We start from the raw sequence: 21,096 nt of genomic DNA on the forward strand, positions 1-21,096 counted from the left end.
GGAGTTTCAGCCGGATGTCCGCTGAGCCGTTGCTTCCGGGCCGTTCAAAACACGGCTGATCTCCGAGAGGCGGTCCTCGGGCAGAGCGAAGGGGTTGCCGGGGTTGCGATACGAGTGCCCACCGTCGTTGACGCAGATGCCGTCCGCCAGCCGCCAGTGAGCAGGAGACCACTGGCCCTGGTTCTCCAGAAGCATGCTCGCCACGTCGGCGGTCTCTTCGATCACGGTGAGTGCCGTGAGGGCGGTGGTGAGGGCAGCGGCTGCGTCGTCGGGAAGTCGTGCGTCGCCGAGTGTCGGGAAGAGCAGCAGGAGACGGGCGTCGGGGTCGTCAACGCCTTCCGTGGCCGGCTGTCGGGCAGTGGACAGCAACTCCGGCCAGGCCATGCCGGGCCCCATGAAGTGACCGTCGTCCACGGCGAGGGTTTCCGCTGCGGGCCACGCCGGGTGATGTATCAGGTAATCCACTCCGCGGTCGCCCTCGAGGTTGCGGTAGACGACATGGATCGTGTGCCCCGAGGACAGAGGCACGCTGAACACCGGCCACTCCCGCTCGGCCGACAGCACGTGATAAAGCTCCATTGCCGCGTCCCAGTCGGCGCCGAACGCGGCTCGCTGTGCATCCTCGTCGCGCAAGCAGGAGCCGAGGTGCACGGGCCAGAACAACGGATCGTCCAGGTAAGCAGTGCCCCGCACCAGAGGGCCACCTTCGTAACCGGGGATCTTCAGCACGTGAGGATGATGGCACGAGGGTCGGACATCGCCTCGGGGTTCGAGGGGCGGCCGCCCCGTCTCGGTTTCCGTCTCGTTCACCGTCGTTCGCCGGCGTACGGCCGAGACCAGAAGACCGCTGCCGGCCACGGGCCGGCCAGCCGTGAACCCAGGTGAACCCAGGTGAACCCAGGTGAACGCACCGGCACGTAGCCCGGCACTCCGCCAACACAGTTGGAAAGCGTGGTGGTCCCGCGCGGCAGCGCGATGAGGTGTTGCGCCCTCGTGTCGACAACGCCCCTCGCTCTGACCATGATTGGCCAATGCCCGAGTTCAGTTGGCCGGACCGCTCCCTGGTGCCGGCCTCGGATGTCATAGACCGGAGCTGGCCGGCAACAGTCTCCGCACTACCCCTTGGATCTCACGTCAGCGGACGGGTCATCGGCCGACAGCCGTTCGGGGTCTTCCTCCTCCTCGATGGCGTGCCGAATGCAATCGGTCTTGCCGAGATCACGGCCATGCCTCACGGCATGGAGTTGCCTGTCCTCGGCGCCACCGTCGCCGGTGAGGTGATCTGGCACGTGGACCACAACCGTCAGGTGAAGATCCGCCTCGATGAATGGCACGTGCCCGGCTGATCCCCCCTGGTCGCCGCAGCTCTGTCTGCCGGACTGCCGTTGACTGCCGTTCATGACGCACAGCCGAAAGGGCCATGCCGCGTAGGCGCCCGTCACGCCTGCGGGCAGAGAGCAGGATTTTCGAGCAGGCCCTCTCCCGGTGGGCTGCCATCGCAAGGGCACCGCGGGATCAGCTCCCTTCACCGTTCAGCGACCGATGTGGGGTAGCCGACTGCTGTCCCGAGCCGGCGGACGGACGCGGAGCGAAACAGCCGTCGAGCCCTCTCCGTGTGGTGTGGGCCCGCCGGGCCGTCGTCGGGAGGCTGCATGGCAGGATCAGGGCCGACTCGGAGAGTCAGGGGGAGGACAGGGTGGGGATCTTCAAGCGACGGCGCGCGGACACGGCGGCCCTGGAGGCAGAGGCTCTCGTACGACGCATCGAGCGGGCCGTCTCCAAAGGCGGGGCGAACGCGACTGCGGAAGAGGCTCGGGCCGAGCTACGTGAGTGCCTGGCCGAAGCCGAGAGCCGCCTCGGTGACGGGCATCGCGCGACGCAGCTGGCCCTGCACCACCTGAGCGTCGCACTCATCCTCCACACCAGCCTCGTAGCCGAGGCGGAGGCCGGTTTCCGGCGACTTCGGACCATCCGGGGCCAGGCCCTGACCGACCGGGCCACTCCGGGCCTGCTGCGACTGCACGCCGCCAGCCTGTCCCGTCTGGGCCGTCACGAGGAAGCCGCTCGCGAGTACGAAATCGTCGGCGATCAGCTCGGGGAACACGTCGATGAGCTCAGCTCGGCGTGGCTCATCGTGCGGGCCCTGCGCTCCCCCGAACTGTGTCACCTGCGCCGGTTCGCAGAGGCCGAAGCCGATGCGCGTGCCATCATCGAGCGGAGCGTGTTCACACGCGCGCCCATCGGCCTCTTCGTGCGGTGGACCGCGACACACGCACTGTCCTACGCCCTCACCCGCCAAGGGCGGCCGGAGGAGGCGGAGTCGGCCGCACGCCAAGCCCTGGCGGCCATGCGGGCGCGCCAGGACGGCAGAGGCGACTTGGTCTTCTCCCTGGAGCTGAGCCTCGCCCACGCACTCAGCGCGCAAGGCCGTTACGCCGAGGCCCTCGACGGCGTGACCAGTGCCCGCCGGGCCTACAACCCCTCTCTGCACTACGACGCCGCCGAGGTCCACACGGCCGGTGTCCCCATGGCCGAGGCTCTCCTCGGCCTCGAACGCCACGACGAGGCGGCCCAGGTCGCCCGCGACACCATCACTGCTCTCACGGAACTGTTCAGCCCCGACCACGCGTGCGTCCGCGATGCCCGAGAACTACTGGAGCGGGCAACGAGCCCTACGGCGCCCTGAACCGGCCTGGAGTTGCTCGGGACGGACCGGCTGACTCGTGAACACGTCAAGGACTTCGACGTCTTTCCCCGATCGAGATGGATCGTCTGAAGGGCGGCCCCCTGTCCTTCTGCCGACGCCATCGCCGCATCCCTCCTCAGGCTGAGGTGTGCCGGTTTCCATGGTCTTTCGGTGGAAACAGGAGCGCGAGTCGATCAGCCGACGACCGGCGTCGTCCCCGGTGCGAATGGACCTCGCCCGTACCTCACAGCGGCGTCGACAAGCGCATCCGCTGCCGATGTCCTCGCCTTCGAGCGGGTGGTGGGGCATCCGATGCCGGCGTTGTTGCGGCGGATGTATCTCGAGGTCGCCAACGGTGGCTTCGGGTTCCGTACGGCCGACGGCCAGATGTGGGACTGGGATCCCAACCTGTGCTGCATACAGCACGCCCCTGCGCCACTCGGGCAGTCGCTCGCGCAGTGGCTCACCGACTGGGTGTGCGGCAAGGCGCACGAAGGCCCCTACGCGCATCGCGCATGGGACGACTCCGACTGCCGCAACCCCTGAGGCCGGGAGGGCGGGCCCGCCCCAGGGCCCACAGAGCCGAGCAGCCGGGAGCCGGGATGCCGGGCGACCGCCGTAGGCGCACGCGGGCCTCACAGCGGCGGAAGACTGCGCTTCTTCCATCTCCGTCGCGGGTTGCGGCGGGCTTCCGCGAACAGGACGCCTGCGTTGACGACCAGCACCACGCCCAGCAGCAGGTGCGGCAACCAGGACCACCACGGTTCGGGATCGAGCAGGGGAGCCGCGATCCCATTGACTCCGAGGAGAAACGACGCCGCCATGCAGGCCCACAACCACCACGGCGCACGGCGGTCGGTCATGCTCCCCCCTCATGTTCGTCGAGACAGCGTGTCACAACCGCGTGTTCGCCACAGCTCCCCGGCAGGGCACACGATTGCCCGGCCGTGCGTCCGCCGCGTCCGGGCTTCGAGATGCGGTCATCGGCTGCCGCTGGATACGCTCGCTGAGTGGCCGGGTGACGATGCCCCGAGGCCATGGCGCAGCAGCCGCACCCCGTCCCGCCCCCGGAAACGAAGAATTCCGCAGTCCAGACCGCAGGCCAGACCGCAGTCCAGACCTCTGCAGTGTTCACACCTCCACGGGAGGAAGGTTGCGATGAGGTTCACCCGCATGCGCATGCGCGCGGCGAACGCCACGGCGGCAGCCCTGGTCGCCGTCCCGCTGGCGCTGGTAGGCACGGCGTCGCAGAGTCACGCGCAGGACGCGTCTCCCAGCCCGTCGGGCACGTTCGGTTCCGGCTGTGCGGCGCTCGCCCAGAAGGTCGGCACGGCCAAGGACAAGGTCGTGGAGGCCGCGGCCGCGTATCCGCAACTCAGCCATCTGGTCTCCGCCGCGGTCAGGGCGCATCTGAACGGCACCCTCGACGGGAAGCCCGGCATCACCGTCTTCGCCCCCGACGACCAGGCCTTCCAGGCGGCGACCGTGGCGCAGTTCGCCTCGATCCTCGCCGACCAGGGGCAGTTGAAGAAGTTGCTGACCTACCACGTCGTGGACCGGCAGATCACCCCGGACGAGCTCTCCCACGGCTCCTTCAAGACGGTGGAAGGCAGCAAACTGACCACGTCGGGCTCGGGCACCGACTTCAAGGTCAACGGCACGGCGAACATCGTCTGCGGCAACATCAAGGCCGCGAACGCCACCGTCTACGTCATCGACGAGGTCCTCCAGCCACCGTCCTGACCCCGCTCCTGAAGTCCGCTCCCCGTACCTGGAGTCCGTACCTGGAGTCCGCACCTGGAGCCGAGTGCCGCACCGTGACTCGGAGTTCAGCGGCGGAGCCGGTCGAAGCGGAAGGGGGTCAGGGCCTCGGGGCGGCGGCCGGTGAGGACGTACCGGGTGAGGTTGTGGCCGGTGACCGGGCCCAGGGTGACGCCGAGCATGCCGTGGCCGGTGGCCGCGTAGGCGTTGTCGTGGCCCGGGACGCGGTCGATGACGGGGAGGCCGTCGGGGAGGAAGGGCCGTCCGCCGACCCAGGGGTCGCGGATCAGGCCGACCAGGTCGTCGGGGTCGTCGAACCAGCGGCCCAGGTAGTGCCGGCTGGCGAGGGCGACGGCGACGACGCGGCGCCAGTCGAGGCGGTTGTTGTTGCCGCTGAGTTCCATCGTGCCGCCGATGCGGGTGGTGGTGCCGATCGGTGAGGCGACGGCCCGGCGCTCGCCGAAATACAGCGTGTGCCGGGGCGCCGGGTCCAGGTCGACCGAGAAGCTGTAGCCCTTGCCCGCCTGGAGGGGCAGCGGATGCCCGAGGCGGCTCAGCAGGGTCGAGGAGCGCATGCCTGCCGCGATGACGACGGCCGCGCAGGGCACGTCGCCCTGTTTGGTGCGCAGCGCGGTGACCCGGCCCCCGGAGGTACGGAACCCGGTGGCCTCCGCGTTCTCGTGGAGCTTCACCCCCGACGCGGCGAGCGTCTCGCCGAGCGCGCGGGCGAACGCCTCCGGGTCGACCACGCCCTCCCCCTCGACGAGGTACGCCGCGTGCACCCCGTCCGACAGCGCCTCGTCCAGCAGCCGCGCCGCCGACCCGGTGACGACGTCGTCGGGCAGCGGGTAGCGGCCGTCGGCCATCTCCCGCTGGACGGCGAGGTGGTGGCGGGCCTCGGCCGGGGAGAGGAAGGCGTGCACCATGCCGGGGCGGGTCAGGGTGGTGTCGACCCCGGCCGCGCGCAGGCCGTCGAAGAGGTCGAAGGTGTCGCGGTTCAGCTCGGCGATCGCCGTGTAGCCGCGCTGGAAGGCGGCGGGTGTGCTGCTGCGCCAGAACCTCCACAGCCACCGTGCGAACGCGGGGTCGGGCAGGGGGCGCAGGTAGAGGGGTGAGTCCGGGCGGCCCAGTGAGCGCAGGGCGTAGCGCACGACGCCGGGGGCCGGGACGGGGGTGGAGTGGCTGAGGCAGACCCAGCCCGCGTTGCCACGGGAGGCTCCCGAGGCCAGGGCGCGCCGCTCGACGACCTCCACGGGGACGCCGGCTTCGGCCAGGTAGTAGGCGGTGCAGAGGCCCACCACGCCGCCCCCGACCACCACCACGGGGCCGTCGCCCACAAGACCGCGCGTGCCGGGCGCGCCGGACGCGCCGGTCACGCCGCTCATGACGCGGATCCGTACGCGGCGAGGAACTCCCGGGTGCGGGCCTGGGCGGGGTGGTCCAGGACGTCCTGCGGTGCGCCCTCCTCCACGATCCGGCCCCGGTCGACGAAGACCACGTGGTCGGACACCTCGCGGGCGAAGGGGAGTTCGTGGGTGACCAGCAGCATCGTCATGCCGTCCGCGGCCAGTTCCCGCATCACGCCGAGCACCTCCCGGGTGGCCTCCGGGTCGAGGGAGGACGTGGGCTCGTCGAAGAGCAGTACCTCGGGCTTGAGGGCGAGAGCCCGGGCGATGGCGACGCGCTGCTGTTCGCCGCCGGAGAGCTGCTCGGGCTGGGCGAGGGCGCGGTGGGCCACGCCGACCCGGCGCAGCAGCGTGACGGCGCGCTCCAGTGCCTCCTGCTCGGGGACACCGGCCTTGCGCTGGGCCAGTACGACGTTCTCCACGGCGGTGAGGTGCGGGAAGAGGTTGAACCTCTGGAAGACCATGCCGACGGTGCGGCGCAGCCGGGGCAGGTCCCGGCAGATCTTCCGGCCGCCCTGGTGCACCACTTCACCGGCCACTTCGACCGTGCCCGCGTCCGGGGACTCCAGCAGGTTGACGCACCGCATCAGCGTCGTCTTCCCGCCGCCGCTCTGCCCGATGACGCTCACGATGCTGCCCCGGTCGACTTCCAGGTTCACGTCGTCGAGGACCGTACGGCCGTCGAAGGCCTTGCGGAGACCCCGGATGCGTACGACCGCCTCGGCGGGGGGCGCCGGCACAGAGGTGTGCGTGGTGGTGACGGGCTCGGTCATACGACCGCCTCCTTCCGGTCGGTTCCCGCGCCGAGGTCGGCGGCGAGCAGGGCGCGGGCGGCGCGGATCCGCCGCCGTCGCCAGGGGGACAGGGGGACGCCGGCCCGTACCTTCCGTTCCAGCAGCAGGAGCAGCTGGGAGAGGGGGTAGCACAGGGCGAAGTAGATGGCCGAGATGACCAGGTAGACCTCCAGCGCCCGGAAGGTGGCCGAGGTGATGAGCCGCCCCTCCGACATGAGCTCGGCGGCGGAGATGGTGACGAGCAGCGAGGTGGACTTCAGCAGGTCGACGAGCATGGTGTTGGTGCCGGCCAGGGCCAGCCGGACGGCCTGCGGCAGGACCACGTGGCCGAAGATGCCCGCCCGGCCCAGGCCCAGCGCCTCGCCCGCCTCCGTCTGCCCGGCGGGCACCCCGCTGATCGCGGAGCGGAAGATCTCGGAGAGGTAGGCGGCGTAGAAGACGACGAGGCTCAGGCAGCCGGCGGTGAACACGTCGAGCCGGATGCCGGCCGAGGCCAGGCCGAAGTAGGCGAGGAAGATGATGGCGAGGAGGGGGACGTTCTTGAACACCTCGGTGTAGACGGCGGCGAGCGCCCGTGCGGGCCAGACCCGGCTCAGCCGGAGCAGCGCCACCGCCAGGCCGAGGACGACCGCGCCGGCGAAGCTGACCACGGTGTAGGAGACGGTGCGGCCGAGTGCGGCGGTCAGGTCGGGTCGGTAGTCGGACCAGGGAACCTGGAGGAAGCCGAAGAAGCCGGACATGTCATCCCCTCACTGTCCGGTGGAGCCGGCGGAGCCGATGGTCGGCGGGGTCCAGTCGGCGGGCCGGTCGACGCCCCGGCGCGCGGCGGCCATGCCGGCCGAGGGCTTGAGGAACTGCTCGGGATCGCCGCCGTACTTCTTGATGAGCTTCGCCAGTTCGCCGTTCTGGTACATGGCGTCGATCTGCGCGGAGATCGCCTTCTCCAGCTTCGGTTCCTGTTTCGGGAGGTAGAAGCCGGTCTGGTACGGCTGGAAGTAGGAGTAGGCGGGCTCGGCCTTGACCTGTGCGGCGGTGGGCGGGGTGAGGTACTCGGTGCTGATCTTCAGGTCCGGGCGCTGTTTCTGGGCCGCGATGATGAGCAGCGGGTCGAGGAAGCCGACGTCGATGCGGCCCGCGCCGAGGTCGTCGAAGACACCGTTGGCGTCCGGGTAGGCGTGGAGCTTGGCGCCGGGTACGGCCTGGATGGACTTGACCCAGACGTAGCCCTCGACCGTGCCGAGGTTCAGGTTCTCCAGGTCGTCGACCGTCTTGTAGGTCCTGCCGTCGCGGACGGCCATCGCCGGGGGCGAGTAGTAGGGCGGGTCGGTGAACAGGCCCTGCTTCTGCCGGTCGGCGGACCAGGCGACCCCGCCGATGGTGATGTCGACCCGGCGGGACTGCACCCCGGCGAGCATGCCGGCGAAGTCCGTCACCTGCGGTTTGATCTCCAGGCCCAGCTTCTTGGCCGCGTAGGCGAGGATGTCGCCGTCCAGGCCGACGATCCTGCCGCCCTGGACGGTGGTGTACGGCGCGTACGGTTCGACGGCGACCTTGATGACGCCGGGCGTGAGCGTGCCCAGCGCGGCGGTCTTGGCGGAGACGTTCTTCGGGGCGTCGTCACCGCCCGAGCCGCAGGCGGCGACGGAGGAAAGCAGGAGGAATGTTGACAAAGAGGCGGCGATGGAGCGCACACGGATCATCGGCACGAGCCTTCCGTTCCGGCTGAGGGAGCCCGCCGTTCACCGCGTTGTGCCCCCGGCGGGGAGGTGATTGGGGCCATACGCTAAGGAGCGGCCCGTCGTACGTCACCGGTCACTTCGTACACAGTTGTGGCTGGAATCGTTCCCTCCCCTGTACGGTGCGTCCAAGCCCGGCCCGCCCCGCGACGGGAGGAACGCCCGTGCTGAGCCCGTCACTCGCGCAGGAGATCGCCGGGGACACCTCCGCCGTCATCGGCTTCAACGTGCTGATCACCGATGCGGAGGGCATGGTCATCGGCAGCGGCGACAGCAGCCGCGTCGGCACCTTCCACGAGGCGTCCGTCGAGGTCATCCGCACCCAGGAGCCCGCCACGCACAACGCGTCCCAGGCTCAGCAGCTGCGCGGCGTACGCCCCGGCATGACGCTGCCGCTGATCGCGGGCGGGCAGGCGGTGGGGACGGTCGGGATCACCGGGACGCCGACCCAGGTCCGGCGGTTCGGGCTGCTGGTGAAGCGTCAGACGGAGATCCTGCTGCGGGAGTCCGTGATGCTGCGCTCCCGGCTGCTGGCCGAGCGCGCGGGCGAGAAGCTGCTGGCCGACATCGCCGCCTACGACCCCGAGGTCGTCGAGGGCGACTTCCTCGCCTTCCGGGCCGCCGAACTCGGCTTCGACCTGCGGCTGCGGCGGGTCGCGGTGGTGTTCGAGGTGACCGTGCCCGCCACGGCCACCCACCGCCAGACCCCCCAGACCGTGTACCGCCAGGGCGCGCACCGCCAATCCGCCCCCGCCCTGGCACTGGTCCGTTCCGAACTGCTGCGCACCGTCGGTGAGGTCTTCGCCGACCCCCAGGACATCATCGCCGCCACGGCCCCCGGCTGGATCGGCGTCCTGCACCGGCTGCCGGCCGACGGCTCCACGGAGTCCCTGGCCGCCGACTGCCGCCGCGTCACCGACGTCATCGCCGCCCAGGACGGCCTGGCCGCCCGCGCGGGCATCGGCGAGCCGGCCGGCTCCGTCGGCGGGCTGCACGACTCCTACCAGGACGCGTGCGAGGCGCTGCGCCTCGGCACCCGCGTGGCGGGCGGTGCGGCCGTCCACCTCATCACCGATCTGCGGGTCCACCAGGTGCTGACCGCGGTGGGGCAGTCCGCCCGCAACCGGCTGGTCGACCTCACCACCGCGGACCTGCGCACCCAGCCGGACTGGCCGGCGCTCCGCGACACGATCACCGCCTGGTGCGAGAACGGGTTCAACCTCGTCAGGGCCTCCGAGGCCCTGCACGTCCACCGCAACACCGTCGTCTACCGGATGAACAAGATCGAGCAGATCACCGGCCGCCCACTGCGCGCGCCCCGGACCGCCATGGCGCTCTACCTCGCCTGCCTGGCGGACCAGTTGGGCGGCGGCACCGACGCCACCGTGCGACGGCGCCGCAGGGGGCGTTGAGCGGGACCGGCGGAGACGCCCCTCCTCCCCCGATCAGCAAGGGGAGAGCAAAGCCATAGCAAAGGGGTGGCCGGGCGCCGTCACCGCGCTGATCAGCCTCGAATGTGACGTCGACCAAATGCTTTGCATTTCGCTCGCGGAATGCCTAGCCTCCAAGTGTACGAAACGGTTTCGATCAGTTAGTGGGCCGACGGCCCCGAGGCTCAGGAACGAGGTGTCGTCGGATGGGCGCTCCACAGGCAGCTGCGGAAACCGGGGCGACGCCCCGCCGGAGCAGGCTCACTCCCGAACGCGAGGGCGAGCTCTACGACGCCGTCCTCGACGGGCTGCGCGAGTCCGGCTACGACGCCCTGACCATGAACAACGTCGCCGCCCGCTCGCACTGCAGCAAGGCGACGCTCTACCGGCAGTGGCAGGGCAAGCCGCGGCTGGTCGCCGCGGCTCTCCGGCACTGCAAGCCCTTCGACCCGGGCGGACCGGACACCGGCTCGCTGACGGGCGATCTCCACGAGCTGGCCCGGCGCTTCACCGGGGCACGCAGGGACGTCGAACTCGCCCGGATCATCTCTCCCGCGCTGCACAGGAATCCCGACCTGGCCGAGGCGATGCACGAGGCAGTCGTCGAACCGGAGCTGAGAGCGCTGCGGGAGATCGTCGAGCGGGCCGTGGCCCGCGGCGAGATCCCACCGGACTCCCCCACGGCCGCCCGCCTCCCGCACCTGCTGATCGGCGCGGCCCTCGCCCGGCCCCTCGTGGAACGGCGCGAGACCGACGCCGACTACCTCACGCACTTCCTGGACACCGTGATTCTTCCGGTGCTCACCAGCACATGATCCACTCGCTTCCGGAGAGCCCCCTCATGTCATCCACTTCTGTCGACTCCCTCGACGCGCACCCCGGCGTCGCGCCGGCCCAGTCCTCGTCGGCCCGCGGTGCCAGGCACCAGGCACCGCACCGGTGGATGGTGCTGGCCGTGATCGGCCTCGCCCAGCTGATGGTGGTGCTCGACTCGACGATCGTGAACATCGCCCTGCCGTCCGCCCAGCGCGACCTGGGCTTCTCCAACGACGGCCGGCAGTGGGTGGTCACCGCCTACTCGCTGGCGTTCGGTTCCCTGCTGCTGCTCGGCGGCCGGCTCGCGGACTTCTTCGGCCGCAAGACCACCCTGCTGATCGGCCTGATCGGGTTCGCCGGCGCCTCCGCGATGGCCGGTGTCTCGCAGAACCTGACGATGCTGATCGTCGGCCGGGCGGTCCAGGGTGTGTTCGGCGCGCTGCTCGCGCCCGCCGCACTGTCCCTGCTGACCACGACCTTCACCGACGCCAAGGAACGCGCCAAGGCGTTCGGCGTCTACGGTGCGATCGCCGGCAGCGGTGGTGCCATCGGCCTGCTGCTGGGCGGCCTGCTGACCGAGCACCTGAACTGGCGGTACACCCTCTACGTCAACCTGCCGATCGCGGTCGTCGCGGTGATCGGCACGGTGGTGTTCGTCCGCCGGCCCGCGAAGGCCGAGCGTCCCCGGCTGGACACGCTGGGTACCGTCCTCGCCGCGGGCGGCATGTTCTCGGTGGTGTACGGCTTCGCCAACGCCGAGACCCACCCGTGGGGCAACTGGATGGTCTGGGCCTTCCTGGCCGCCGGTGGCGTACTGCTCGCTCTCTTCACGTTCTGGGAGACCCGGACCAGCCATCCGCTGCTGCCGCTGCGGGTGCTGGCCGACCGCAACCGTGCGGCCGCCTACCTCTCGGTGTTCGTCACCGGCGCGGGCATGTTCGGGATCTTCCTGTTCCTGACCTACTACCTGCAGGAGACGCTGCACTACTCGCCGGTCAAGACCGGTCTGGCCTTCCTCCCGATGATCGGGGCGCTGATGGTGTTCGCGCAGCTGGCCACCATCGTCGTGGTACCCCGGGTGGGCGCCAAGCCGATCGTCCCGGTCGGCGCGCTGCTCGCGGCCGCCGGCATGGTCTGGCTCACCAGGCTCGACCTGCACTCCGCCTACACCTCGGACGTGCTGGCGCCGTTGCTGATCATGGGCGCCGGTATCGGCATGGTGATGCCGCCCGCGATGAGCCTGGCCACCCTCGGCGTCGCGCCGCAGGACCAGGGCGTCGCCTCGGCGACCACCAACACCATGCAGCAGGTCGGCGGTTCCATCGGCACCGCGCTGTTCTCCACCCTGGCGGCGACCTCGGCCACCGACTACGTCAAGGACCACCACCCGGTGACCCCGCTGGTGAAGGCCAATGCCGCGCTGCACAGCTACGCCACCGCCTACTGGTGGGCGGCCGGCTTCTTCGTCGTGGCGGCCGTCCTCGCGGCGGTGCTCTACCGCAAGGGCAGCCCGACGGCCCAGGCACCGGCCGTGGACACCGCCCCCCGCGCCGCCTTCGAGGAGAACGGCACGGACGGGGCCGTGCGCCTGGTCCAGCCCCGGACCGCGACCACCATGGGTCTGCCGGATCCGGCCGGGCTGATGGTGAGCGGCCGGGTCCTGGCGGCCGGCGGCGGTGTGCCGGCACCGGGCGCCGTGGTCACGCTGATCGACCCGACGGGGCGTCAGCTCGGCCACGCCGTCGCCGACCCCGCGGGCCACTACGCGGTGGCCGTCCCGGCCGCGGGCTCGTACGTCCTGGTCGGCTCGGCCGCCGGGCGTCAGCCGCAGGTGGCCACCCTCACGGTGGGCGGCTCCCCGGTCGAGTACAACCTGGTGCTGGCCGCCACCACCGGTATGACCGGCAGCGTCCGCTCCGGCGGCCTCCCGGTGACCGGAGCCCTGGTGGTCGCGACCGACCCGTTCGGCGAGGTGGCGGACTCCACGGTCACCGGCGCCGACGGCGGCTACCGTCTCGGCGAACTGGTCGCCGGGGAGTACGTCCTGACCGTGAGCGCCGAGGGCCACCGGCCCACCGCCGTCGTGGTGACCGTCGGGGACACCGGGGCCGCCCAGGACATCCTCCTCGCTCCGGCCGCCGCGGTCCGCGGCACCGTCCGGGGCAGGAACGGCTCGCCCCTGACCGACGCCCGGGTGGCCCTGCTGGACTCGGCCGGCAACGTGGTCGCCTCCCGCACCACCGGCGAGGACGGCGAGTACGCCTTCCCGGACCTGCCCGGCACCGAGTACACGGTGGTCGCCTCCGGCTACCCGCCGGTGGCCGCCCCGATCCGGCTGAACGGCACCGGGCAGGACGGCTTCGACCTCTACCTCGCCCACGAGGAGACCGGGCGGGAGGACACCCGGCAGTCCGGACCGCTGGGCTGACACCCGGCCGGCGGAACCTCCCCGGCAGAGCCGGGCGGCACGGGTACGACACCCGCGGCGCCCGGCTCTTCCGCGTTGCCGAGCGGTACCGCACGGGAGTCGGTGGCCGGATCCCGGTGATGTCCCGGCGGCCGGCGGGAAGTCGTGGCGTTTCTGGGACGCGGACGGCGGAAACAGGCGCCCCGAAGGGCTCCGGAGCGGGCCGGAAGCGGATCGGAAGCAGCTCGGTTCTGGCCACGGAAGCGGTGACGCTGGTCACCTCGTAGACGTCAACCGCCTTGCCTTGCCCCGCTGTTCACCGTCCGCTCAGGACGGCCGGGGCGGGGCGCGGTGCACTGCCGTCACCGCTGGAGATCCCCATGACCGATGCAGAGCCGACGCCGCCCGCCGGGCGTCCCGACCCGCTGTCCACCCATCGTGCGCCGCCCTCCTACCAGGCCCCGGGGCTGATACCGCCGGGCGGCCCCGCCCGCACCTGGGGGCTCGTGGTCATCGCCACGCCCCTGCTGCTCGCCCTGCTCCTGGCCCTGATCGGCGGCCTGGCCGGGGGGTCGTCCGGGTCGTCGTCGTCCGGAACATCCGGTTCCGGCTCCGACTCCGGCTTCTTCGGCTCCGGCACCTCCGGCTCGGACACCTCCGGCTCGGACAGCGGCGGTACGGCCGGTACGGACGACCAGCCGGCCTATGCCGACCCGACGACGGCGTCCGCATGGCCGTACGGCGACACCGGCACCCCCGAGGCGACCGCGACCGACGGCTACTACGGCGACCCGACGGACACCGCCACCGCCACCCCGAGCGCGACCTCGACCGGCGGACCGGGTGACGTCGTCACCGCCTACTTCGCGGCGATCAGCACCCACGACTACCGGACCGCGTGGAATCTCGGCGGCAAGAACCTCGACTCCAGCTACGACAGCTTCGTCTCGGGCTACGCCACCACCGCGCAGGACACCGTCTCCGTCGTGTCCGTGGCGGGCGACCAGGTGCAGGTGATCCTCGAAGCCCTGCAGACGGACGGCACGACGAAGTCGTACGACGCCACCTACACCGTCCAGGACGGCGTGATCACCAGCGGCACGGCCACCCAGACCGGCTGACACCCACCGGGGCGTGCCCGCCGGGGTGCGCCCGCACGAGCGGAGCGCTGAACCACCATGGCCACACAAGTACTCGACCCCAGTCCTCCCGGCCCGGCACCGCAGGAGCCGCCGGAACACCGCGCGTACGCGCGCACCAGAGCCACCCGGCTGCTGTCCGCCGGCGCCTACCTCCACACCGGCTACCGGCGCGCCGTCATCCGGGAGCTGCTCCACAGGCGGTGGCGGGTCGTCGCGCCCTCCTACGGCTACGACGCCGTGTCGGTCCTCGCCCACTCCCTCGCCGCGCGCCGGCTGCGCCGCATCCAGTGGGCGGTCGCGGCCGGCGTGGACGTCCTGGTCCTCGTCCTGCTGAGCAACGGGGCGCTCAACCCGTTCCTCGGTGTCGTCCTGCTGTGCTGGGTGCCGTGGGCGGCGGCCTATCTGCGCCGGATCGTCACCCTGCACGTCCTGATGACCCGGGTGCGGGAGAGCGGCCCGGACGGCGGCTTCGACGGCGCCTACCCGGCGCACGCCAAACTGACCGACGCGCTCGCCCGCAAGATCGACCACGAGCAGGCCGGCCGCAGCGGAATGGTCTTCTACGGCGGCTACCGGCCCTTCGTCGGCGCGGGCCTGCCGCTGCGCGACTGGTCCAACGCGCAGTTGCTGCTCGGCGCCCCGAAGACCCGGATCATGGCGCGCAAGAGCGCGGACGGCACCCCGCCCGACCTCGACACCGTCGAGCGCAGGCGGGTCGTCCCGTTCACCGTGGCGGAGATCACCAGCCAGGTCGCCGCCCGGCTGCGGGCCGACCTGCGCGACGAGACCGGCCCCGACGAGCGGATCGAGGGGCTGACCGTCGAGCAGCGCCGCTTCACCACCGCGATCCGCACCAACGACCGCACCACCGGCGCCGGCTGGTCCGACCTGCCCGGCGCGGACGACCTGTCCGGCATCCACTGGCGGGAGGACTACGACGCGGCCCGCGAGTACCTGTGCGTGCGGGTCGGGTCGTGGGACGAGGAGCTGGTGACCTCGATCTTCGTCGGGTTCGACATCAAGGGCGACACGCTGCACACCGAGTTCTACACCTATGTGCTCGGGCCGCTCGTGGCGGACTTCCACCTCGTGGACCAGCTGCCCGCCGCCGTCGACGGACGGTTGGCGGTGCGGGTGGCGTGGGACATGTTCACGGCCATGGTGCGCTGGTGGATGTCGCTGTGGCTGTGGCCGCTGCTGCTGGTCCCGGAGCGGTTCCTGCCGGCGTGGGCGGCCCGGTGGACGGAGCCCTGGCGGGTCAGCAGGGCCAGGCGGGCCGCGGTCGCGCTACTGCTCTCGGACCGCACGACGGACACCAGCGAGTTCCGGATCGGCCGTTACGTCAACCGCTGGCGCAACTGCGGTGCGCTGGCGAGCGTCCGGGAACTGGCCACCAGCGAGACGTACCACCACTTCTTCCAGCAGTCCGACGCGGTGAAGTACATGCAGATCGTCGAGCGCCGGCTGCTAGAGAACATCGGTGCGTTCCTCCACGAGCACGATGTGGACCTTGAGGAGCACAACCGCGCGCAGACCAACATCCTGCTGGGCGACAACAGCCAGAACTTCTTCGGCGGCCAGCAGAGCAACTTCGGCTACAACTACCAGCCCTCAAGCGGCGGTTCATCAGGAAAAGCGGGGACGTGACCATGAGCCAGGGAAACACCGGCGGCGCCAACAGCCAGAACTTCTTCGGCGGCGAGCAGCGCGACTTCGGGTACAACGTCCACAACACCCCGCAGCCGGACGGGCGGTCCGCCGAGCAGGAGGCCGAGCAGGAGGCGGCGCGCGCGGCGCAGGCCCGCGTGGACTACGGCCGCAGTCGCAGCGTCTTCGTCGTGCACGGCCGCGACGAGGAGGTGCGCACGGCCATGTTCGGGCTGCTGCGCCGGCTCGACCTGCGCCCGCTGGAGTGGGAGCGGCTGGTGCGGAGCACCGGGGGGACCGCGCCGTTCCTCGGCGAGGTCATCGAGAAGGCGCTGGCGCAGGCGCAGGCGGCGCTCGTGCTGCTCACGCCGGACGACGTCGCCAAGCTCCATCCGCACCTGCTGGGCGACAACGAGCCGCCCTACGAGACCCAGTACACCGGCCAGCCCCGGCAGAACGTGCTGATCGAGCTCGGCATGGCGCTGATGGCCTACCCGGAGCGGACGATCATCGTGGAGGTCGGCCAGGTGCGGCCCGCCGCGGATCTCGGGGGCCGCAACGTGATCCGCTTCGACGGCTCCGAGACCGCCGTCTCGAAGATCGTCGAACGGCTCAAGGGGGCCGAGTGCGACCTCGACGACACCCGGCCGGACTGGCGTGACACCTCGTACTTCGAGAATCTGGCGGCCTACCGCCGGCTGGCCTGACGGACCGTACGAGGGGGGCGGGGGCCGCGGGCCCTCGCCCCCTTCTTCGCGCGCTACCGCTCCGGGCCCGACGCCAGGGCGGCCAGGAACGCGGCCAGCTCGCGCATGTCGATGCCCTCCAGCTCCTCGGGCCGTACGACGACGCGCAGTTCACGGCAGATCGGGGCCTCCCGGGAGCGGGCCACGAAGGACATCAGGATCAGCCGGAGCAGGCTGTCCCGGTCGAGGTGGCCGAGGCGCGCCAGCCCGGAACCGGTCAACGGCATGGCCACCCGCTCCAGTTGGGCGTGCGTACGCAGCGCGTCCCACAGCCCGGCCAGGCCCCGCCACAGGTCCTCCACGCCGGAGGAGGCCACGTAGTCGTTGCCGATCCGGCTGTAGGCCACGCCGAACACCAGCCGCGGCCGGGTGCCCAGCACCGCCACGGTGCCGACCGGGTAGCGGTCGAGCTTGCCGAGCGGCTTGTCCGCCCGCGCCTCCCGCGCGACGGGCTCGGCCGGGGCGAGCGCCGCGCCCAGCTCCGCGTCCAGGCGGTCCACGTCGCCGCCGTACCGGCGGTCGAGCAGCTGCGCCTGCACGCTGTCGCCGTTGATGACCCGGCCGTCGGCCGACAGGGTGTCGAAGGTGTCGCAGAAGCCGACGACGAGGTGGGCCGGCTGGTCGAACAGGTCGCCCGTCTCGACGACCACCGTCATGTCGGGCCGCCGGAACACCTGCCGCACCCGGACCGCCGGACGGGCCCGCAGCAGCCCCCAGCCCAGACAGGCCCCCACCGACAGCCCGACGACCGCGCCGGACGCGCCGTGCGGCACGAACGGGCCCACCACCTGGGACACGGCGGACAGCCCGCCGAACGCCACCATCGTGTCGCGCACGAAGGCCTGCCGGGCACGCCTTGTACCACGCCGGAAGGGGCTCCGGGGCCGTATCGGGCCCATCGGGGCCAGTCCGGCGGAATCACCCGAACTCATGGCTTCCCCAAGACATCATGATAATCTTTCAGTCACTATGGCTGACGCAGAGTGACGCAGAACCGCCGGGGGGCGACGCGGATGGCCGGTGCGAGAGCACGTATCCGGGTGAAGGTGCTGGGCCCGGTCCAGCTCGAGGTCGACGGGGTTCCGGTCCGGCTGACGCCGCTGACCGTACGGCTGCTGGTCCGCCTGGTGGCGGCCGGCGGTGAGGCGGTGCCGGTACGGCAACTGCGGCGCGACGTGTGGGGACTCGCGGACGAGCCGCGCCACCTGGACCAGCGCAACCGCAACGAGGTCCAGAAACGGGTCCTTGAGCTGCGGCGGGCACTGGCCCCCGGCGCCCCCGGCCAGGACAGCGCGGGGACGGAGGTCCTGCGCACCGAGCAGCAGGTCACCGTGCAGGGCCCGGAGACCGCCTACCGTCTGGTGCTGCGGCCCGAGGAACTGGACAGCGCGCGGTTCACCGCGATCGTGAACGACGCCCTGCTCGCGCCCCCGGCCACCGCCGCGCACCGGCTGTCCGAGGCGCTGTCCCTGGTGCGCGGCCGGCCGCTGGCCGAGGTGAACGGCGAGGGGTTCGCGGTGCCCTTCGTCCGCCGCCTGACCACCCTTCAGGACGCGGCCCGTCGTGAGCTGGTGCGCGTGCAGACCGACCTGGGACGGCCCGAACTCGCCCTGCCGGTCGCCGAACTGATCGCCCACGAGCATCCCGACGACGTCGAGGCCGCACGCGTCCTGGACGCGCTGCGCGCGGAGCTGCGCGCCCGGCACGGGGCCGAACTGCTGCGCCACCGGGTGCCGTTGGACGGCCAGCGGGCCGATGTGGTGCTGGTGCGCGGCGACTTGTTCGACCAGGCGGACTGCAACCTGGTGATCGGATTCTCCGACACCTTCGACACGGAGACCGCCGAGGACCTCGTGATCAGCCGGGAGAGCCTGCAGAGCCAGCTCGTCGACCGGCTGTTCGCCGGGAAGCGGCGCCTGCTGGACGACCGGCTGCGGGCGGGGCTGCGGGCGGTGAAGTCGGTGGGCACCGAGACCGTACGGACCAAGCCGCTGGGCCGCCGGGTCCGTTATCCGGTGGGCACGACCGTGGTGGTACCGGTCGAGGGCCGCCGGGTGTTCGCCACGGCCTACTCGCGGCTCGGCAACGACCTGGTGGCCAGGTCCAACCACGCCGACCTGCGGCTGAGCCTGGAGAGTCTGTGGGCCTCGGTGGCGGTCAACGGCCTGTTCAAGCCGGTCGCCGTCCCGCTGATCGGCTCCGGCCTGGCCCGGGTCACCGACCTGGACCGGGGCCAGCTGGCCGCCATGATCGTGGACTCGTTCATCGAGGCCTGCCGCCGCCACCCCGCCCTGACCCCCGAACTCCGGATCGTCATCCTGCCCCAGGAGCTGGCCCGGACCGACCTGGCCCCGGTGGAGCAGCGCTTCGAGGACCTGGTGCTCGGTCTGCGCGCGGCCGACTGACGACGACGGTGAGACCGGGCGCCGGCCCGGACGTGTCCCCCGGGCCGGCGGGCTGCTCCGCATCTGTCCGTTCCCCCTTCGCGGCATCACCCGCCGTCCGCGCCTCGCGCCGCTTCGCCCGGCCTCACCGCAGTCCACGAGACCATCTCGGCCGCTTCCGCCGGCACCCTCCAACCGCTTCCGATCCGGTTCCGGGAACCCCGGACGGGCTGTGCGTCCGCCGGAACCGTCGACGCGTCCGCGGTGTCGTACTCGCTGTGAGCCACGTGTCGGAGGTCCGCGTCGGCAGGGTGACCGGGCGGTCGGACAGGACGGGTTCCCCCGACCGTTGGGTCCCGCACGGATCGGGTCTATCGTCGGAATCATGGGGCCAGGACGAGGAGGACGGCCGGTGATGCCGCAGGACGAGGCCGTGATCGGCTGCACGGGGAAGGTGCTCATCAAAACCCGCGGTGCCACCGGGCCCGGCGAGGTCCTGGTACAGGTCAGGGGCGGCTCGGAAACGTTCCTCGCCTGGTCGGAGGAGCCCCTGCCGGTCGGCGCGACGGTGCTCGTGATCGAATCACGAGGATGCCGGGAGGTCGGCGTCATCGAGTGGGTGGATCCATTGGACGCGCTCGGCGACAGTGCCGAGGCCAGCTGAGGAGAAACAGGAATGTTCGGATACCGCGTACCCGCTCCCGACGAGGCGATGTTGATCTCGGGGGGCAGGCGGGGACTGGGGGGCGCGCCGTTCCGAGTGGTCACCGGGCATGGCAAGTTCGTGCTGCCGGTCCTACGGAAGGTCCGTTTCCTCACCCTGTCCATGTGTGAGGCCGAGGTCACCGAGACCTGTGTGACCAAGCAGGGCATCTCGCTGCACGTCCGCGCGGTCATCGCCTTCAAGGTCGGCAACGACCACGAGAGCATCATCAACGCGGGCCAGCGGTTCCTCTCCGACCAGGAGCAGATGTCGGTGCTCACCGGCCGGATCTTCGCCGGGCACCTGCGGGCCATCATCGGCTCGATGACGGTCGAGGAGATCGTCACCGAGCGGCAGAAGCTCGCCGCGGAGGTGCTGGACACCTCGAAGACGGAGATGGCGAAGATCGGCCTGATCGTCGACTCGCTGCAGATCCAGTCCATCGACGACGGTGACACCGGCTACATCGACGCGATGTCCGCCCCGCACAAGGCCGCCATCCAGCGGCAGGCGCAGATCGCGCAGGCGCAGGCCACCCAGGCCTCCGTCGAGGCGGAGCAGGTGGCGGCCCGCAACCAGGCCGAGTACGCCCGGCAGACCGCCATCGTCAGGGCCGAGTACTCGGCCGAGGTGGACCGCGCCCAGGCGCAGGCCGCGCAGGCCGGACCGCTGGCGCAGGCGCACGCCCAGCAGGAGGTGCTCGCCGCCCAGACGGAGCTGGCCCTGCGCCAGGCCCAGCTGCGCCAGCAGCAGCTGGTCGCCGAGGTCGTGAAGCCCGCCGAGGCCGAGGCCGAGCGGGTCAGGATCCTCGCGGCCGCCGAGGCGCAGCGGATGAAGATCCAGGCGGAGGCGGCGGCGTCGTACGACCGGGTCGCGCTCGACCGGATGCTGATCGACCAGCTCCCGCAGATCGTCAAGGAGGCCGCCGGCGGCCTCGCGGGTGCCAACGTCAACGTCCTCAACGGCGCGGACGGCCTCGGCGAGATCGCCGCCGGCCTGGTGTCGCAGGGCCTGACGATCCTCGACTCGGTCCGGCAGAACCTGGGCGGCCAGGAGTCCGACGGGCGGCGCCCCGACGGACAGCGCTCCGACGGCCGCCGCTCCGGGGAGAACGAGGGCAACGGCAGCAGCCTGCTCCAGCTGCCCACCGGCAAGGGGCGGAAGTCGGACGACGGTCCGGTGGACGTGGACTGAGCGCTTCGCCGGAAGCGCCGCGACATCTGCCGCGACAGGCCGTCGATCGGCTGCGGCGCCGTAGCGGCTGGTCGCGCCTACGCGGCGGAGCCGCATATTGATACAGCCCCGCGCCCCTTCGGGGGCGCTGCCCGGCGCGCCCACCCCCGCGGGGGTGGGTAAAAAACAAACATGTTTTATGTGAAAAGCCTATGGCTATTTCTTGTGAGGAAGCAAATTACATGATGACAATAGCGAAAAATAC

At 71.3% G+C, this 21,096-nt stretch carries 20 protein-coding genes and 1 pseudogene; 14 read left to right on the forward strand and 7 right to left on the reverse strand.

Annotated elements, in window-relative coordinates; all coding sequences use genetic code 11:
- Positions 1 to 6 precede the first annotated feature (6 nt).
- Positions 7 to 729 (reverse strand): hypothetical protein, encoded by a 723-nt coding sequence (locus ABT137_RS20880; RefSeq protein WP_351710907.1) that lies wholly within the window; start codon positions 727 to 729, stop codon positions 7 to 9.
- 302 nt (positions 730 to 1,031) lie between these two features.
- Here ABT137_RS20880 and ABT137_RS20885 point away from each other — a divergent pair, with 302 nt between their 5' ends.
- The 3 genes from ABT137_RS20885 to ABT137_RS20895 all read left to right on the forward strand — a co-directional run bounded on the left by ABT137_RS20885 (position 1,032) and on the right by ABT137_RS20895 (position 3,232).
- Positions 1,032 to 1,346, forward strand: coding sequence for a S1 domain-containing protein (locus ABT137_RS20885; protein WP_351710909.1), 315 nt, complete (start codon positions 1,032 to 1,034; stop codon positions 1,344 to 1,346).
- Between the two features lie 350 nt (positions 1,347 to 1,696).
- Positions 1,697 to 2,686, forward strand: a complete 990-nt coding sequence (locus tag ABT137_RS20890; protein ID WP_351710911.1) for a tetratricopeptide repeat-containing protein — start codon at positions 1,697 to 1,699, stop codon at positions 2,684 to 2,686.
- Between the two features lie 333 nt (positions 2,687 to 3,019).
- Positions 3,020 to 3,232 (forward strand): hypothetical protein, encoded by a 213-nt coding sequence (locus tag ABT137_RS20895; RefSeq protein WP_351710913.1) that lies wholly within the window; start codon positions 3,020 to 3,022, stop codon positions 3,230 to 3,232.
- 89 nt (positions 3,233 to 3,321) lie between these two features.
- On the opposite strand, the gene ABT137_RS20900 is transcribed toward ABT137_RS20895, so the two are convergent.
- Entirely contained in the window at positions 3,322 to 3,549 is a 228-nt protein-coding gene (locus ABT137_RS20900) for a hypothetical protein (protein WP_351710915.1), read from the reverse strand.
- A 295-nt stretch (positions 3,550 to 3,844) separates the two neighbouring features.
- Between ABT137_RS20900 and ABT137_RS20905 the strand changes: the two genes are divergently transcribed.
- Positions 3,845 to 4,429 carry a fasciclin domain-containing protein gene (locus tag ABT137_RS20905; protein ID WP_351710917.1) on the forward strand — a complete coding sequence of 195 codons (585 nt, stop codon included), beginning with the start codon at positions 3,845 to 3,847 and terminating at the stop codon, positions 4,427 to 4,429.
- An 86-nt stretch (positions 4,430 to 4,515) separates the two neighbouring features.
- On the opposite strand, the gene ABT137_RS20910 is transcribed toward ABT137_RS20905, so the two are convergent.
- The 4 genes from ABT137_RS20910 to ABT137_RS20925 are packed head-to-tail and all read right to left on the reverse strand — an operon-like array spanning position 4,516 to position 8,347.
- Positions 4,516 to 5,832 (reverse strand): NAD(P)/FAD-dependent oxidoreductase, encoded by a 1,317-nt coding sequence (locus ABT137_RS20910; protein ID WP_351710919.1) that lies wholly within the window; start codon positions 5,830 to 5,832, stop codon positions 4,516 to 4,518.
- The gene (locus ABT137_RS20915) at positions 5,829 to 6,626 is read right to left on the reverse strand and encodes an amino acid ABC transporter ATP-binding protein (RefSeq protein WP_351710921.1); all 798 of its coding nucleotides are present in this window, start codon (positions 6,624 to 6,626) and stop codon (positions 5,829 to 5,831) included. The genes ABT137_RS20910 and ABT137_RS20915 overlap by 4 nt, the downstream gene beginning before the upstream one ends.
- On the reverse strand, positions 6,623 to 7,387 hold the full coding sequence (locus ABT137_RS20920) for an amino acid ABC transporter permease (RefSeq protein ID WP_351710923.1): 765 nt from the start codon (positions 7,385 to 7,387) through the stop codon (positions 6,623 to 6,625). The genes ABT137_RS20915 and ABT137_RS20920 overlap by 4 nt, the downstream gene beginning before the upstream one ends.
- A gap of 9 nt (positions 7,388 to 7,396) precedes the next feature.
- Positions 7,397 to 8,347 carry a substrate-binding periplasmic protein gene (locus ABT137_RS20925; RefSeq protein WP_351710925.1) on the reverse strand — a complete coding sequence of 317 codons (951 nt, stop codon included), beginning with the start codon at positions 8,345 to 8,347 and terminating at the stop codon, positions 7,397 to 7,399.
- A 200-nt stretch (positions 8,348 to 8,547) separates the two neighbouring features.
- Here ABT137_RS20925 and ABT137_RS20930 point away from each other — a divergent pair, with 200 nt between their 5' ends.
- From ABT137_RS20930 to ABT137_RS20960, 6 genes are all read left to right on the forward strand, one after another.
- Positions 8,548 to 9,795: a CdaR family transcriptional regulator gene (locus ABT137_RS20930; RefSeq protein WP_351710926.1), complete on the forward strand. Its 1,248-nt coding sequence runs from the start codon at positions 8,548 to 8,550 to the stop codon at positions 9,793 to 9,795.
- 224 nt (positions 9,796 to 10,019) lie between these two features.
- Positions 10,020 to 10,628: a TetR/AcrR family transcriptional regulator gene (locus tag ABT137_RS20935; protein WP_351710928.1), complete on the forward strand. Its 609-nt coding sequence runs from the start codon at positions 10,020 to 10,022 to the stop codon at positions 10,626 to 10,628.
- Between the two features lie 26 nt (positions 10,629 to 10,654).
- The gene (locus tag ABT137_RS51055) at positions 10,655 to 13,057 is read left to right on the forward strand and encodes an MFS transporter (protein WP_502984555.1); all 2,403 of its coding nucleotides are present in this window, start codon (positions 10,655 to 10,657) and stop codon (positions 13,055 to 13,057) included.
- Between the two features lie 359 nt (positions 13,058 to 13,416).
- Positions 13,417 to 14,157: a hypothetical protein gene (locus ABT137_RS20950; RefSeq protein WP_351710930.1), complete on the forward strand. Its 741-nt coding sequence runs from the start codon at positions 13,417 to 13,419 to the stop codon at positions 14,155 to 14,157.
- Between the two features lie 57 nt (positions 14,158 to 14,214).
- Positions 14,215 to 15,825, forward strand: coding sequence for an AbeC-like domain-containing protein (locus ABT137_RS20955; protein WP_351710932.1), 1,611 nt, complete (start codon positions 14,215 to 14,217; stop codon positions 15,823 to 15,825).
- Positions 15,826 to 15,827: 2 nt separating this feature from the next.
- The gene (locus ABT137_RS20960) at positions 15,828 to 16,532 is read left to right on the forward strand and encodes a TIR domain-containing protein (RefSeq protein ID WP_351710934.1); all 705 of its coding nucleotides are present in this window, start codon (positions 15,828 to 15,830) and stop codon (positions 16,530 to 16,532) included.
- Between the two features lie 53 nt (positions 16,533 to 16,585).
- On the opposite strand, the gene ABT137_RS20965 is transcribed toward ABT137_RS20960, so the two are convergent.
- Positions 16,586 to 17,407: a macro domain-containing protein gene (locus ABT137_RS20965; protein WP_351710936.1), complete on the reverse strand. Its 822-nt coding sequence runs from the start codon at positions 17,405 to 17,407 to the stop codon at positions 16,586 to 16,588.
- Between the two features lie 177 nt (positions 17,408 to 17,584).
- On the opposite strand from ABT137_RS20965, the gene ABT137_RS20970 reads away from it, so the two are divergent.
- The 4 genes and pseudogenes from ABT137_RS20970 to ABT137_RS20985 all read left to right on the forward strand — a co-directional run.
- Positions 17,585 to 18,976 (forward strand): AfsR/SARP family transcriptional regulator, encoded by a 1,392-nt coding sequence (locus ABT137_RS20970; protein WP_351710938.1) that lies wholly within the window; start codon positions 17,585 to 17,587, stop codon positions 18,974 to 18,976.
- Between the two features lie 394 nt (positions 18,977 to 19,370).
- Positions 19,371 to 19,619 carry an NfeD C-terminal domain-containing protein gene (locus tag ABT137_RS20975; protein WP_351710940.1) on the forward strand — a complete coding sequence of 83 codons (249 nt, stop codon included), beginning with the start codon at positions 19,371 to 19,373 and terminating at the stop codon, positions 19,617 to 19,619.
- Between the two features lie 12 nt (positions 19,620 to 19,631).
- Positions 19,632 to 20,852 (forward strand): SPFH domain-containing protein, encoded by a 1,221-nt coding sequence (locus ABT137_RS20980; protein ID WP_351710942.1) that lies wholly within the window; start codon positions 19,632 to 19,634, stop codon positions 20,850 to 20,852.
- A 173-nt stretch (positions 20,853 to 21,025) separates the two neighbouring features.
- Positions 21,026 to 21,096: pseudogene (locus ABT137_RS20985) on the forward strand (hypothetical protein); the annotation flags it as partial.

It is taken from the genome of Streptomyces sp. NPDC001980, from assembly GCF_040296885.1.
In the GTDB taxonomy this organism is placed as follows: Bacteria; Actinomycetota; Actinomycetes; order Streptomycetales; family Streptomycetaceae; genus Streptomyces.